The organism is Corynebacterium limaceinasi (genome assembly GCF_046717465.1).
Taxonomy (GTDB): domain Bacteria; phylum Actinomycetota; class Actinomycetes; order Mycobacteriales; family Mycobacteriaceae; genus Corynebacterium.
Map to the genome: position 1 here is coordinate 1,137,266 of NZ_CP177100.1, position 13,553 is coordinate 1,150,818.

12 protein-coding genes are annotated in these 13,553 nt (G+C 58.1%); 7 read left to right on the forward strand and 5 right to left on the reverse strand.

Annotated features, from left to right (window positions below):
* The first annotated feature begins 107 nt into the window (after window positions 1-107).
* Both ACLI1Q_RS05630 and ACLI1Q_RS05635 read left to right on the forward strand, forming a co-directional pair.
* On the forward strand, window positions 108-1,160 hold the full coding sequence (locus ACLI1Q_RS05630; RefSeq protein ID WP_239267703.1) for an NAD(P)-dependent alcohol dehydrogenase: 1,053 nt from the start codon (window positions 108-110) through the stop codon (window positions 1,158-1,160).
* 202 nt (window positions 1,161-1,362) lie between these two features.
* The gene (locus tag ACLI1Q_RS05635; protein ID WP_239267701.1) at window positions 1,363-2,793 is read left to right on the forward strand and encodes a hypothetical protein; all 1,431 of its coding nucleotides are present in this window, start codon (window positions 1,363-1,365) and stop codon (window positions 2,791-2,793) included.
* A 113-nt stretch (window positions 2,794-2,906) separates the two neighbouring features.
* On the opposite strand, the gene ACLI1Q_RS05640 is transcribed toward ACLI1Q_RS05635, so the two are convergent.
* Window positions 2,907-3,626 carry a LysE/ArgO family amino acid transporter gene (locus tag ACLI1Q_RS05640; protein ID WP_239267699.1) on the reverse strand — a complete coding sequence of 240 codons (720 nt, stop codon included), beginning with the start codon at window positions 3,624-3,626 and terminating at the stop codon, window positions 2,907-2,909.
* A 69-nt stretch (window positions 3,627-3,695) separates the two neighbouring features.
* Here ACLI1Q_RS05640 and ACLI1Q_RS05645 point away from each other — a divergent pair, with 69 nt between their 5' ends.
* On the forward strand, window positions 3,696-4,568 hold the full coding sequence (locus ACLI1Q_RS05645) for an ArgP/LysG family DNA-binding transcriptional regulator (RefSeq protein WP_239267697.1): 873 nt from the start codon (window positions 3,696-3,698) through the stop codon (window positions 4,566-4,568).
* Here ACLI1Q_RS05645 and ACLI1Q_RS05650 read toward each other — a convergent pair.
* Window positions 4,537-5,634, reverse strand: coding sequence for a glutathione S-transferase family protein (locus ACLI1Q_RS05650; RefSeq protein WP_239267695.1), 1,098 nt, complete (start codon window positions 5,632-5,634; stop codon window positions 4,537-4,539). The two genes, ACLI1Q_RS05645 and ACLI1Q_RS05650, sit on opposite strands and share 32 nt — an antisense overlap.
* Window positions 5,635-5,829: 195 nt before the next feature.
* Between ACLI1Q_RS05650 and ACLI1Q_RS05655 the strand changes: the two genes are divergently transcribed.
* The 3 genes from ACLI1Q_RS05655 (at window position 5,830) to ACLI1Q_RS05665 (ending at window position 7,626) form a co-directional block, all read left to right on the forward strand.
* Window positions 5,830-6,717: a DoxX family protein gene (locus ACLI1Q_RS05655; protein WP_239267694.1), complete on the forward strand. Its 888-nt coding sequence runs from the start codon at window positions 5,830-5,832 to the stop codon at window positions 6,715-6,717.
* 146 nt (window positions 6,718-6,863) lie between these two features.
* A complete protein-coding gene (locus tag ACLI1Q_RS05660) occupies window positions 6,864-7,319 on the forward strand; it encodes a cb-type cytochrome C oxidase subunit IV (RefSeq protein ID WP_239267692.1) in 456 nt (151 codons plus the stop codon).
* Complete coding sequence (locus ACLI1Q_RS05665) at window positions 7,309-7,626, forward strand: transcriptional regulator (RefSeq protein ID WP_239267690.1); 318 nt, start codon at window positions 7,309-7,311, stop codon at window positions 7,624-7,626. Before ACLI1Q_RS05660 ends, ACLI1Q_RS05665 begins: the two co-directional genes overlap by 11 nt.
* Here ACLI1Q_RS05665 and ACLI1Q_RS05670 read toward each other — a convergent pair.
* The 3 genes from ACLI1Q_RS05670 to ACLI1Q_RS05680 form a co-directional block, all read right to left on the reverse strand.
* A complete protein-coding gene (locus tag ACLI1Q_RS05670; RefSeq protein ID WP_239267688.1) occupies window positions 7,601-8,872 on the reverse strand; it encodes a glycosyltransferase family 87 protein in 1,272 nt (423 codons plus the stop codon). The two genes, ACLI1Q_RS05665 and ACLI1Q_RS05670, sit on opposite strands and share 26 nt — an antisense overlap.
* 77 nt (window positions 8,873-8,949) lie before the next feature.
* Window positions 8,950-10,803 (reverse strand): dihydroxy-acid dehydratase, encoded by a 1,854-nt coding sequence (gene ilvD / locus ACLI1Q_RS05675; protein ID WP_239267686.1) that lies wholly within the window; start codon window positions 10,801-10,803, stop codon window positions 8,950-8,952.
* Window positions 10,804-10,857: 54 nt separating this feature from the next.
* Complete coding sequence (locus ACLI1Q_RS05680) at window positions 10,858-11,400, reverse strand: PH domain-containing protein (protein WP_023026397.1); 543 nt, start codon at window positions 11,398-11,400, stop codon at window positions 10,858-10,860.
* A 302-nt stretch (window positions 11,401-11,702) separates the two neighbouring features.
* On the opposite strand from ACLI1Q_RS05680, the gene ACLI1Q_RS05685 reads away from it, so the two are divergent.
* Window positions 11,703-13,553, forward strand: a complete 1,851-nt coding sequence (locus ACLI1Q_RS05685; protein WP_411697135.1) for an acetolactate synthase large subunit — start codon at window positions 11,703-11,705, stop codon at window positions 13,551-13,553.

Consider the following 13,553-nt stretch of genomic DNA (forward strand, 5'->3'; position numbering starts at 1 on the left):
TCTTCGTCCCTGCTTCCACAAGGGGCGGAGGCTGGCTTTCGTGGTTTTTAAATTGACTATAGTTTTCATTTGGGCAGGTCAGGACGGCAAAGCGTAGACTATGTGACATGCCAATTAAATCTAAAGTTCTGCAAAAAACGAGCCCAGATGCACCTTTTCGCACCGTAGAAATCGAACGGCGCGATCCGCGCGAAGATGACGTCGTCATCGATATCAAGGCGGCAGGCATTTGCCACTCGGATATTCACACCATTCGCAATGAGTGGGGCGAGGCCCACTTCCCGCTGACGGTGGGCCACGAGATCGCTGGCGTGGTCGAAGCGGTAGGGGACAAGGTCACCAAGTTTAAGGTAGGCGACCGCGTGGGTGTGGGCTGCTTGGTCAACTCTTGCGGGGTGTGCGAGCAGTGCCGCAATGGGCAGGAGCAAAGCTGCCTGAACGGCTCGGTGGGAACCTATAACTCTGAAGACGTCGATGGGACCATTACCCAGGGCGGCTATGCGCAAAAGGTCGTGGTCAATGAGAATTTTGTGTTGACGATTCCGGAAGGCCTCGACTTTGATGTTGCCGCCCCGCTCTTGTGCGCCGGAATTACCACCTACTCGCCCTTGGCCCGGTGGCAGGTCAAGGAAGGCGATAAGGTAGCCGTCGTTGGCCTTGGCGGTCTGGGCCACATGGGCGTGCAGATCGCCGCCGCCAAGGGCGCTGAGGTCACCGTCATTTCCCGCTCCTTGCGCAAGGAACAAGAAGCCTACAAGCTCGGCGCGCAGCGGGTGTTGGCAACGGGTGAGGCCCCCGACTTCTTTGCCAACCACAAGGGCGAGTTTGACCTGATTTTGTCTACTATTTCCGCCTCCTATTCCCTCAATGACTACCTGCAGCTGTTGAAGCCGCGGGGGATCATGTCTGTGGTCGGCCTGCCGCCGGAGGAACTGGGAATCACGATGGGCAACCTCGTTGGTGGCGGTAAAGTATTGACCGGAAACAATATTGGCGGCATTGCCGAAACCCAAGAGATGCTGGACTTTTGTGCAGAACACGGCATCGGCGCGGTCATCGAAAAGGTGGGCGTTGATGACGTTGACGCAGCCTATGAGCGGGTTGTTGCCGGTGATGTGAAGTTCCGTTTTGTCATCGATACGGAAACTTTCGCGGATTAAGTATGTAAGCTACTTCATCGACAAAAGATGATGTATTGTATTTCACGCACGTGCAAGTAGGATTTCGTTATTGGGTTACGTACCATGTGCACAGGAGCACACTCCTGCGCCGCGCCTCCCCGCACGCGTCGGGGGATAAGGAGGGGGCCTAGGACGCGCGCACTGGTGTGTGAAAATTATCCGCTACAAAAGTTAGGCAACTGTGTCTTATAAAAATATTCTCGCCATGGCTATGTCCTTCGTGGGCCTGCTGGTAGGCGCGGGCTTTGCTACGGGCCAAGAGGTCGTGCAATATTTCACCGCCTTCGGCACCTGGGGTATTGCCGGCATTGTGGTCGCAGCGGCCATTATGACGCTGGCGGGCACCGTGTTCTTGCAATTGGGCAGCTATTTCCACGCCACTGAGCACAACACGGTATTCCGCAAGGTCACCCACCCTATCGTGTCTAAGCTATTGGACGTCGCCGTTATCATCACGCTCTTCGCCATCGGCTTCGTGATGCTGGCCGGTGCCGGTTCCAATATGGAGCAGCAATTTGGCTGGCAGGCTTGGATCGGCTCGACGCTGATGTTGGGGCTCGTGATTGCCGTCGGTATGATGGACGTCGATAAGGTGTCCAAGGTCATCGGTATGCTCACGCCGTCCATCATTATTGCCGTCATTGGTGTGGCCATCTACACCATGTTCAATATGCCGGACGATATCGGTGCGGCAATGGAAGCCTCCAGCCAAATCGATACCCCGATCGGCAACTGGTTGGTCTCCGCGCTGAACTACAACGGCCTAGCTTTGATGCTGGCGGTTTCGATGTCGCTGGTTATCGGCGGCGATAACATTAGCCCCCGTGAGGCCGGTTGGGGCGGCATCGTAGGCGGCATCGTCTACTCCGTCATGATGGGCCTGGCAGGCTTCTCCCTGCTGATGAACGCCGAGGAGATTGAGGGCTCCGATATCCCGATGCTGTCCTTGGTCGATAGCGTCAACCCAGTCTTGGGCGCAATCATGGCCATCATTATTTACCTGATGATTTTCAATACCGCCATTGGTATGTTCTACGCATTGGGTAAGCGCCTTTCCGCGGGCAATGAGGCAAAGTTCCGCGTTATCTTCATCGCCGGCTGTTTCGCAGGTTTCGGCGTCTCCTTCTTCGGCTTCAAGACCTTGATGCAGTACGTCTACCCGGTCATCGGCTACATGGGCATCGCGATGGTGGCCGTCTTGGTCTTCGCATGGTTCCGCAGCCAGTCCAAGATTCAGGACGAGGCGCTGCGCCGCGAGCGCGTGCGTTCGCTGATGCACCTGAAGCTGAACCCGAACAAGGAATACGACGCAGATCGCTACGACGACGAGATTGGCCAGCACCTCGAGGATTCCAATATGGATAGCGAATCCCTCTATGAAGAGCTCGTGACCGAGGTGACGGAAAAGCTTGACGGTGATGACGATGTGGACTTTGATAAGGAAGAATTTGAGAAGCAAAACCAGGACGATCACACCTACTACATCGAGCGCGAGGGCGTAGAGCACGACCGCTCGCCGGAAGAGATTGAAAAGTGGATCGAAGAAACCGGTGCTATCGGTGACCCAGAGGAAGACGATGAGTCTTCCGAAGCGGAAAGCTCCCAGAAGTAATCTCGCCTTAGAGCAATAAATTTCCCTCCCCAGGATTTCCCGGGGAGGGATTTTCTATGCCTTGTGCTTGCCGATGCCCCTTTTAACGCTTAGGGCTGGAGCTGGCCAAGGGATTACAGCAGGAGGAGCTTGAGGGTCAGGCCAACCATGATGACGCCGATGCCAACGTTGATCCAGCGCCATACCTCGGGGCGGGAGAGGACGTGGGAGAAGCGGGCAGCGCCAAAGCCAATGACGGGAAACCACGTAAAGCTGGCGGCAATGGCACCGCCGGCGAAAAGCCACCGGCCGGGGTCGCCATACTGGTTGGCGATGCCGCCGAGCATGACCAGCACATCAACATAGGCGCCTGGATTGAGCCAGGTTAGCGCCAGCGCGGTAAGTAGTGGCTTAACCCAGGAGGGAGAGCGCTTAATTTCCTGGCGCTGGGTGGCGGTAGCTGTGGCGACAGAACCGTGCCCGGTGCCGGCCCCACCCGTGGTGTCGCCGTCGAAGGTCGCGACTTCCTCGGTGGAATTAGGGGAAGTGGATTCCACGTCGATGGCCTCGCCCTTGGTTTTGAAGGCATCGCGGAAGCAGGTGAAGGTGAAAAAGGCGAGGTATGCCGCGCCGATGTACTTGAGCGCCTCAAGCGCATTGGGAAAGCGCTCAACCAGGTAGCCGACACCGGCGGTGCCGGAGGTAATGAGGATGACATCGGAAAGCGCGCACACCACGATGATGAGCCCGATGTGATCGCGGCGGATGCCGTATTTCAACAGCATCGCATTTTGGGGGCCGACGGCCACGATGAGGGATAAACCAAGCACAAAACCAGCAAGCACGATGGACATGCCCCTAGTGTGGATCCAAGCGGTAAATAAGTCCAGTTAATCTATCTTCATATGGTTTAGAATAGCTTCATGAACCCGGTACATTTGGAAACCTTGCTGGCCATCGTGGAGGAAGGAAGCTTTGAGGTCGCCGCCTCGGTCCTGGGGATTTCCCCATCTGCGGTAAGCCAGCGCATTAAGGCGTTGGAGGCGAGCACCGGCCGTGTGCTGGTGCGGCGGGCGAATCCGGTGGGGGCGACGGAAGCCGGCGAAGTCCTCGTACAGGCGGCCCGGCGCATGGCGTTGGTGCAGGCGGAAACCGATGCCCGGTTGGGCCAGCGCCTAGCGCGCGTGCCCCTGTCGGTGGCCATCAACTCCGACTCGCTCGCCACCTGGTTTACGCAGGTATTAAGCGATACCGCGCAGCAGGGAGACGTTGCCCTGCGCATACGCATTGAGGATGAGGCCCGCACGCTCGCGATGCTGCGGCGCGGCGATGTTTTGGGTGCGGTAACGAGGGAGCATTCGCCGGTATCCGGGTGCGATTCCACGTTTTTGGGGACCATGCGCTATTTCGCCGTTGCCGCCCCGCATATCGCGGAAGGCTTTCATTCAGGGCGGTTTACCTGGGAGACGATGCCGCTGGTGGGCTATGGCCCCAATGACCAAGTGCTCGATGATGCCATGCGCGAGCGCTTTATTGACTCCCACGTCGTGCGCGCACGGGTCTCGCAAATTCCCTCTTCGGAAGGCTACCTGGAGGCCGTGCGCGTGGGCCTGGGGTGGGGGCTTTTGCCGCAGGTCCAGGCCCAGCCGCTGGTGGAATCGAAAGAGCTGCTGCTTCTCGATGACCACCAGCTCGACATCGACCTCTACTGGCAGCGTTGGCGCCTAGAATCCGAGGTCTTAAGCGATCTGACGCGGTCTGTGATTAACGCGGCTGCGGGGCTGGGAAGAGCTTAAGCTGAAAGTCTTCCGGATTCTTTACTTCCTCGCCGGAGGGAATGGGGCCCGGGAGTCGCACGCCAGGGGCAAAGGGCTGCCCGCCAAAGCGATCGCGGTCGTGCGGCTCTGCTAGCCAGGACATATCCGGTCCCACCGGAACGATGCGGGTGGGGTTGATTTCGGTGTGCGTGGCAAAGTAGTGCTGTTTGATCTCGGTGAAATCGGTGGTATCACCAAAGCCCGGTAGCTGGAATAGTTCTTGCAGGTAGCCGCGCAGGTTGGGCAGTTCCTGGATCTTGTGGCGCGAGCACTTGAAGTGCGAGTAATACACGGGATCGAAGCGCACGAGGGTGGCAAATAGGCGGATATCGGTTTCGGTAATGTGATCGCCAACCATATAGCGCTGGGTGCCCAGGCGCTCCTCGGCCCAATCGAGCGCCTCCCACAGTTGGTCATAAGCCTCTTCGTAGGCTTCTTGCGAGCCGGCAAAACCGCAGCGGTACACGCCATTATTGATGCCGTGGAAGATGTACTCGTTGAGCTCGTTCATCTCCTCGCGGTGCTGTTCAGGGAAGAGATCGGGAGCGCCTTCTGCCTGGAAGTCCGTCCACTTTTCAATAAAATCGCGCACCATCGAGGGGTAATCATTGGTGACTACCCGGCCGGTGGATTCTTCTACCAAGGCTGGCACAGTAATTCCGCGGGGGTAATCTGGAAAGCGCTCGAAGTAGGCTTCCTGCAGGCGCTTGTAGCCCAAAACCGGGTCTACTTCGCCCTCGTCGAGGTCGAATGTCCAGGACCGCGCATCGTGTACGGGCCCGGCGAGGGCCAAGGAAATGGAGTCCTCTAAGCCCAACAGGCGGCGAGCGATGACCGCGCGGTGCGCCCACGGGCAGGCACGGGCCGCCACCAGGCGGTAACGGCCAGCCTCCATGGGCCAGTAAAAGGTGCCATCATCCTGCGCGGTTATCTCGGATACCTTTGGTGAAATGCGGTCTTCGATATAGGTGGTATCGCGAATAAACTCGCCATCTGGTGAAGCATTGCGGGCATCTCCGGCCCAGTCGGAGTCGTGTGAAGTCATCGATTCGTTCCCAATTCTGGTGGATTCATAAGGCGGGGAAAGTGTCCCCGCCGGTAATTAATGTTTATATGTCAACTATGTGACATTGTTGATATTACAACAAGATGGGGGCTGGGGGAAGAGGAGTGCGGGGACAATTGCGGCGCGCCGATAACGGTACCGCAAAACTGCAGGCAACTGTCTTAAGTTGGTCATATGAGCGATAAGCAGCAACCGGATAAAGCCAATCCCTTAGACGAGGATCTTAACGTTCCAGCCTACGATTCCATGCGGCAGGATAACCCCGATGTCTTTGCCCGCGCAGGGCGCGCCGAACCGCAAGAAATTCGGCCGCAGAAGCAAGAGGCGGCGGAGACGGAGGTTTTGCCCAATGCCGCTAATGGGGCCACGCAGCAGGGAAACCAGCAATCCGCAGGTGAGGATACCGCGGTATTGGATCCCGCAGCGGCGTCGCAGGCCGAAGGTTTTGCGGCAGACGATGCCGGCTTGAGTCCAGAAGAGCTGGCGGAACAAGAGCGCAAGCTTCAGCAGGAACAGGAGGATAAGGAAGGCTACAAGCGTTATGGGCGCCGCGGCACCATTGACTTTGGCCTCTTCTTTGTCCGCTTGGCTATGAGCGCCTACCTCATCATCGCTGGCGTGTCCACGTTCTTCTCGCTGGGCGATGGCGCCGGAGTCTCCGGACTGGAAAGCGATTACTCGCAGTACGCTTGGGCTAATTCCTTTGCCTTGGCGGTACCAACCGTGCAGCTGATCGCCGGAGCATTCCTCCTTTTGGGCCTGATTAGCCCTCTTGCGGCCATGCTCGGTTTGGTCGTTACCGGTTTCACCGCCTTGCACGAACTGGCGGAATCGGGCGCTGGTCTGCAGGTCTTTGACTGGCCGGACTCGGTATGGCTATCGCTGGTCCTTTTCGTTATCGCGATTGGCCTGCAATTTACCGGTCCTGGTTTCATTTCCTTGGACTTTGGTCGCTCTTGGGCGCGGCGCCCGCTGGGTACGTCGTGGGTCTTTGTGGTGGTCGGTATCGCCATCTTGGTTGCCGTGTGGTTCTTTGGCGCAGCCGTAAACCCCATCGCTTAGCCTGTTACTCGCTACCGCGTAAGTGGAACCCCGCCGCAGTTAATGCGGTGGGGATTTTCTTTTCACCCTTGCTTTCCATCATGGAAAGTGAAAGAATTGCCATAACGGAAAGTATGGAATCTGGATTTTGGGGATGGTGGTAGAAAATGGAAGATGAGCTAAAGAAGTCGCTCGAGTTTAATGACAGCCTGCAGGATCAAGGCGCTGAGCGAAAGCGGCTTATGCAAAATATCCTCCTAGTGATCGCATTCGCTGTGTTCTATGTGGGAATAACAGTATTCGCGGAGATAATACACCCCGTCGCGTTTCTCATTTTCTACTTTGTCCTTATAGGCCTCATCGTGTGGGCGCTGCTTCATCATCAGAGCAAGGTGCGGACCAGCTATCGCCAGGACCCACATTCACAGCCCAAGGCCGATAAGAAATACTACGCGGGGATGGCAGTAATACTTATCCCGATCTTTATCACCAACATGCTGCGTGAGCACATGTGGGCCTTGGTGATCTTCATCGCGGTGTGGGCAGTGGCAATGGTCTGGGTGCTGCAATCTCGTGCCTTGGACCTTGCAGCGCGGCAAGGAGAAGGCCGTAGTGCTCAGTGATATTGACCCGGTTATCTATCCTCTCAATCGCTTCAAGATCTGCGCGGTATTAAACGCGCGGGGTGCGGTGGAGGGACAGGTGCGCCGCGAAATGCGCTTCGCGGCGCTGCGGGAAGAAGTGGGGCAATCGGCCGCTACTTTATCTAAACAATTAACCGCCTTGGAAAACGAAGGCTATATCAGCCGATTCCGCGAGTACGGGTCTTCCCGCGATAAGGACACCGTGTGGGTTATGCTCACTGCTACCGGCAAGTCCGCATTCGATGCCCACCTCGCCGCGCTTAAGTCGCTAGCGGAGCAGGAGTAGCGCTACGTGTGGTCTGCTTGCGCTGGGCGGCACAGAATGCGGCCGCATACAGCGCTACGGTAAGCACGGTGAGCCAGACGAAGTCATCCACCCAGAATTTCTGGAAGTGGTTCATGGCATGGACATCGACTTGATCTCCCCACCACCACTTCGGTGGAACGGTGAGCAACAGGGCTGCCCAGGCGATGAGGACGGCCAGGAGGTTGCGGGCAGCCCATCCGGTAGAAAGCCAGCTCCACGCGCGGTAGGCGAAGACCGGGATGATAAGCGTGAGCCAGACCCAGTGATGGGACCAAGAAACAGGGGAGATGAGCAGGACGGTGAGGGCGGTGACCAATTGGGCATCGACAAGCAAATGCTCCTCACACAGGCGCTTGATGAGCCACGCTGCAACGACGATGACAATAAGGGAGGCCGCGATCCACGCGAAGCCTATCGTCAGGCCATTCGCCTCCATGGGTTCGATGGATGGATACATGCGCTGAATGGCGCCCTTGATGGAGCTATTGGACTGGTACTCGGTTCCCACGCCGAAGTCGCGGCCGGAGCCCATGTCGAGCAGTGTGGAGCTGAAGAACTCCACGAAAGCCTCCCAGCGGAAGGCGGCGGCAAGAAGGGTGGCCGCTACGGCGGAGAAAAGTGCGGTCGCAATCTGCTTCCATTCCTTGCGCACAAGGAAGTAGAGCAGCATCGCCAGAGGGGTTATCTTGATGGCGGCCGCCACGCCGACGAGGATTCCCTGCGGCAGGAATCGCTTGCGCGGAACGAGGTCGAAGATAACAAGCGCCATGACCACTATATTGATTTGGGCATAGTTGTTATTGAGGTCGACCGGCTCAAAGTGTAAGACAATGGCCCAGGTAATGGCGGTTACGGGCAAGAGGAATTCTGGCTTTTTGAGCACCGCCCTGAAAACGAAGTAGAGGCACACGAGCACTAGGAGATCCGAAAGGATCACCATGATATTGCCGGCCAGGGTGTGGTCGATGGCGTCAAAGGCCGTCAACGGCACCATCGCTAAGGCGCCAAAGGGCGGATAAATGAAGGGCAGCTGAATATCGCCGGCGGGCATCGGCGCGCTATAGACGGAGCGGTGCTCGAGGAAGGCCTTGACTCCCTCGCGGTAGACCACCATATCGATGGGGAAGTCTGTGATGCGGGTGTCTTCAACGACCTTCCGAGCGCCGAAAAGGAACCCCAGCAGGGCCACGGTATATCGGAATAACGGGGTACGAGCGAATTTCATCGCGGTACAAGTTACGCGATTTTTAACTACAGAGCTCGCACCCCACCGAGGTCACAGTGATTTAGCAGCCAATTGTGCTAGTTCACAAAGCCGTCTACCACGCGCACCGCGCCGCGGTCCGCGGAGGTCGCCATCGCGGCATAGGCGCGCAGCGCCTTGGTAATCGGGCGGTTGCGGTCCACCGGCGTCCATGGCTTTTCGCGTTGTTCTTGCGCGGCGCGGCGGCGCTCCAGAACATCATCGTCCACGTCGAGCGTGAGCTCGCGCTCGTGGATATTGATGGAAATGGTATCGCCGTTCTCAATGAGCCCGATAAGCCCCTGGTGGGCGGCCTCAGGAGAAATGTGGCCGATGGAGAGCCCGGAGGTGCCGCCGGAGAAGCGGCCGTCGGTAATCAAGGCGCAGGCCTTGCCTAAACCTGCGCCCTTGAGGAAGGACGTCGGGTGGAGCATCTCCTGCATGCCGGGGCCACCGGAGGGGCCCTCGTAGCGAATGACGACGACATCGCCTGGCTGGACTTCTTTATTCAAGATGATGGACACGGCCTGCTCTTGGGACTCCACCACGCGGGCTGGGCCAGAGAAGGTCCACAGCTCTTCTTCCACGCCGGCTGCCTTGACGATGGCCCCGTCTGGCGCCAGGTTGCCGCGCAGGACCACCAGGCCGCCGTCGGAAGAAAAGGCGTGGTCGGCATCATGAATGCAGCCATTGACCGCGTCAGTATCTAGTTCATCCCACCGGTTGGACTGGGAGAATGGCTCCGTCGTGCGCACGCCACCGGGAGCGGCGTAGTACAGCTCGCGGGCCTGATCGGTTACGCGGGGATTGCGGATATCCCAATCATCGAGCCACTGCTCCGCATTGTCATAGAGGGCGGTGTGCACCTTGAGGTTGAGGTGGCCCGCGCGGCGCAGCTCGCCCAAAATGGCCGGAATGCCGCCGGCGCGGTGCACATCCTCGATGTGATAGGTGCCGTTGGGCGCAACCTTGGACAGGCAAGGCACGCGGTAGGAGATGTCATTAATATCATCCAGCGTGAAGTCCACTTCGCCCTCCTGCGCTGCGGCGAGGGTGTGCAGGATGGTGTTGGTGGATCCGCCCATGGCCATATCGAGGGCCATGGCATTAGTAAAGGCTTCCTTGGTGGCGATATTGCGCGGCAGGACGGACTTGTCTTCCTCGCCGTAGTAGCGGCGGCACATATCCACGATGGTGGAGCCGGCCTTCTCAAAGAGCTCACGGCGCGCGCTGTGGGTGGCTAGGGTGGTGCCATTGCCAGGAAGCGCCAAACCGAGAGCCTCGGTCAAGCAGTTCATGGAGTTGGCCGTAAACATGCCGGAGCAGGAACCGCAGGTGGGGCAGGCGGATTCTTCGACCTGGGCCAAGCCGGAATCGCTCACGCTATCGTTTGCGGATGCGGTGATTGCGGTAATCAGGTCGGTCGGAGCATGAGCAACGCCATCGACCACGACGGCCTTGCCGGCCTCCATAGGTCCGCCGGAGACGAAGATCGTGGGGATATTCAACCGCATTGCGGCATTGAGCATGCCCGGGGTGATCTTATCGCAGTTGGAGATGCAGACGAGGGCATCGGCAGTATGCGCATTGGCCATGTACTCGATGGAATCGGAGATGATTTCGCGCGAGGGCAAAGAGTACAGCATGCCGCTATGCCCCATGGCAATGCCGTCGTCCACGGCAATGGTATTGAACTCCTTGGGCACGCCACCGGCTTCGCGGACGGCATCGGCGACGATATCACCGACATTTTTCAGGTGCACGTGGCCGGGGACGAACTGCGTATAAGAGTTGGCGATGGCGACAATCGGCTTGCCAAAGTCATTTTCTTTGGTACCGGTAGCGCGCCACAAGGCACGCGCACCGGAGGCTTGACGTCCGACGGTGGTTACTTTAGAGCGCAGTGGGAACATGGTTTAAGTCACCATTCCTTTTAGATTGGTCAATGGGGGGAGGAGAAAGTAGATTTAGTTTTCTGCCGAATCTTTAAGCTCGGGGTGTTTTTCTAGGTATGCAGCATATTCCTCTTTGCTTAGGAGGATCTGCTGACCGTCGCGGTGCACGATGACGACCTTGTCATCGGCTGCCTCGCGGCCTTGAGTGAGGGCATCGGGAATGCGCCCGCGGGATGCCTGCGCCAGGCGGGGCAGTGAGTTGAAGGTTACGCCAGGCAGGTTGTGTTTCGCACCATTTTTAGTCTGCGCGAAGGCCCGGGCGCGCTGGAAGCCAATCCCGGCGAAATCATCCCATGCGATAGAAACGTTCTTCCGGAACGCATACGAAATGGAAATGCCTTTCTCAGAGACCCGTGTGCGGGCCTTGAGGACCCACCAGAGGCCGATAACGGGGATAATCAGCAGCCACCCCAGGTATTTGGGCGCCCAGCCAATGCTTAATAAGGCGATCGTGGACAGAATTAAAATGCCCAAGATGTGGTCGCGGGAAGGGGTGAAGACCTCTGCCTGGGTGGTGGACTGACGAGGTTGTTTGTCCTGTGCTGGTGGGGTCATAGTCAGCCAGCCTAATTGACCATGTGGTGGGGAAGCGAACCATTTTTCCACCGCGTTTCAACATATGGGAAAGTTTTCCCAAAAGGGGGTAATCGCTTCCAGATATAATTCTATCGGTATATAGTTGGAAATATGATCATTATTCGACTTCAGGTGGTACGAGCGCGGCGGTGACCGCGACGTTTCCTGAACGTCGACGCTTTCGCCCCCGCAGACCACCGGCCCGCGGGGGCTTTAGTTGTAACTAGGGCGTTTTCGATGATCAGTTTCCATGACAGACCAAACCAAGGAGCACATACACCGTGGTAACGACATCCTCGCCCACGCCTGCTTCCGCGGCCGCTGCAACTTCTGCTGCGTCTGCGGAGCGAATGAGTGGGGCTCATGCTATTGTCCGCACGCTGGAAGATCTGGGCACCGATCTCGTATTCGGTATTCCCGGCGGTGCCGTGCTTCCGCTCTACGATGCACTGCATGGTTCAACGAAGCTTCGCCATGTGCTAACCCGCCATGAACAAGGCGCCGGCCACGCCGCCGAGGGCTATGCGCAGGCTTCCGGAAAGGTGGGCGTGTGCATCGCTACCTCCGGTCCTGGTGCGACCAACCTGGTTACCGCGCTTGCCGATGCCAACCTGGACTCCGTTCCCATCGTCGCCATCACCGGCCAGGTGGGCAGCAACCTTTTGGGCACCGATGCCTTCCAAGAGGCCGATATCCGCGGTGTCACCATGCCCATTACCAAGCACAACTACATCGTGACGGATCCCGCCGAGATCCCTTCTGCAATTTCGGCTGCCTTCCACTTGGCTTCCACCGGCCGCCCCGGTCCGGTGCTCGTGGATATCCCGAAGGACGTGCAAAACGGCTTTGTAGATTATCGCTTCCCGGAAACGCTTGACCTGCAGGGATACAAGCCAGTCACCAAGCCACACCACCGGCAGGTGGCCCAGGCCGTGGAATTGATGTCGCAAGCGGAAAAGCCCGTGCTCTACGTCGGCGGCGGAGTCGTTAAAGCTAATGCCTCCCAAGAGTTGCTGGAGTTTGCGGAACTCACGAATATCCCTGTGGTTACCACCTTGATGGCGCTGGGGACCTTTCCGGACTCCCACCCGCTGCACCTGGGAATGCCGGGCATGCACGGCACGGTCCCAGCCGTCGCGGCGATGCAGCGCGCCGATCTCATCATTGCCATCGGTGCCCGCTTCGATGATCGCGTGACCGGCGATACCTCAACATTCGCACCCAAGGCGAAGGTCGTCCACGCCGATATTGACCCAGCTGAGATTGGCAAGATCCGGGAAGTTACGGTCCCCATCGTCGGCGATGCCAAAAAGTGCTTGACCGCGTTGAGTAAGGAGTACCGCAAGAAGGATGTACAGCCGGCCGCCGAGGTGAAACAGTGGCATGATTACCTGCGCGGCATGCAGCAGCGTTTCCCGCGCGGTTATGAGCCCACCGATGATGGCCTGCTGAACCCGCAATTCGTCTTGGAAAAGCTCAGTGAGACCGTGGGGCCGGAAGCTATCTACTGTGCGGGCGTGGGCCAGCACCAGATGTGGTCCGCGCAGTTCTTGGACTTTGAACACCCGCGTTCGTGGATCAACTCCGGTGGTGCTGGAACCATGGGCTATGCCGTTCCCGCTGCCTTGGGTGCAAAGGCAGCGCGCCCAGATAAGGAAGTCTGGGCCATCGATGGTGATGGCTGCTTCCAAATGACCAACCAGGAACTTACCACCGCCGCCGTGGAAGGCTTCCCGTTTAAGGTTGCCGTCATTAATAACGGAAACCTTGGAATGGTCCGGCAATGGCAGACGCTGTTTTATGACCAGCACTATTCGCACACCAAGCTGCGCGAAGAAAACGCCTTCACCCCGGACTTCGTCCGTTTGGCCGAGGCACTCGGTTGTGAAGCCATCCGGGTCACGAGCGAAGAAGAAGTCGTTCCGGCCATTAAGCGCGCGCAGGAAATTAACGATAAGCCAGTTGTCATTGACTTCATCGTCGGCCAAGATGCGCAGGTGTGGCCGATGATCGGTGGAGGTGCCTCCAATGAGGAAATCCAATACGCCCGCGGCCTGCGCCCGCTTTTTGATGAAGCTGAATCCGCCGCGGAAACCCCGGCTGAGATTGACGAAACCATCCAGGAGGCATAA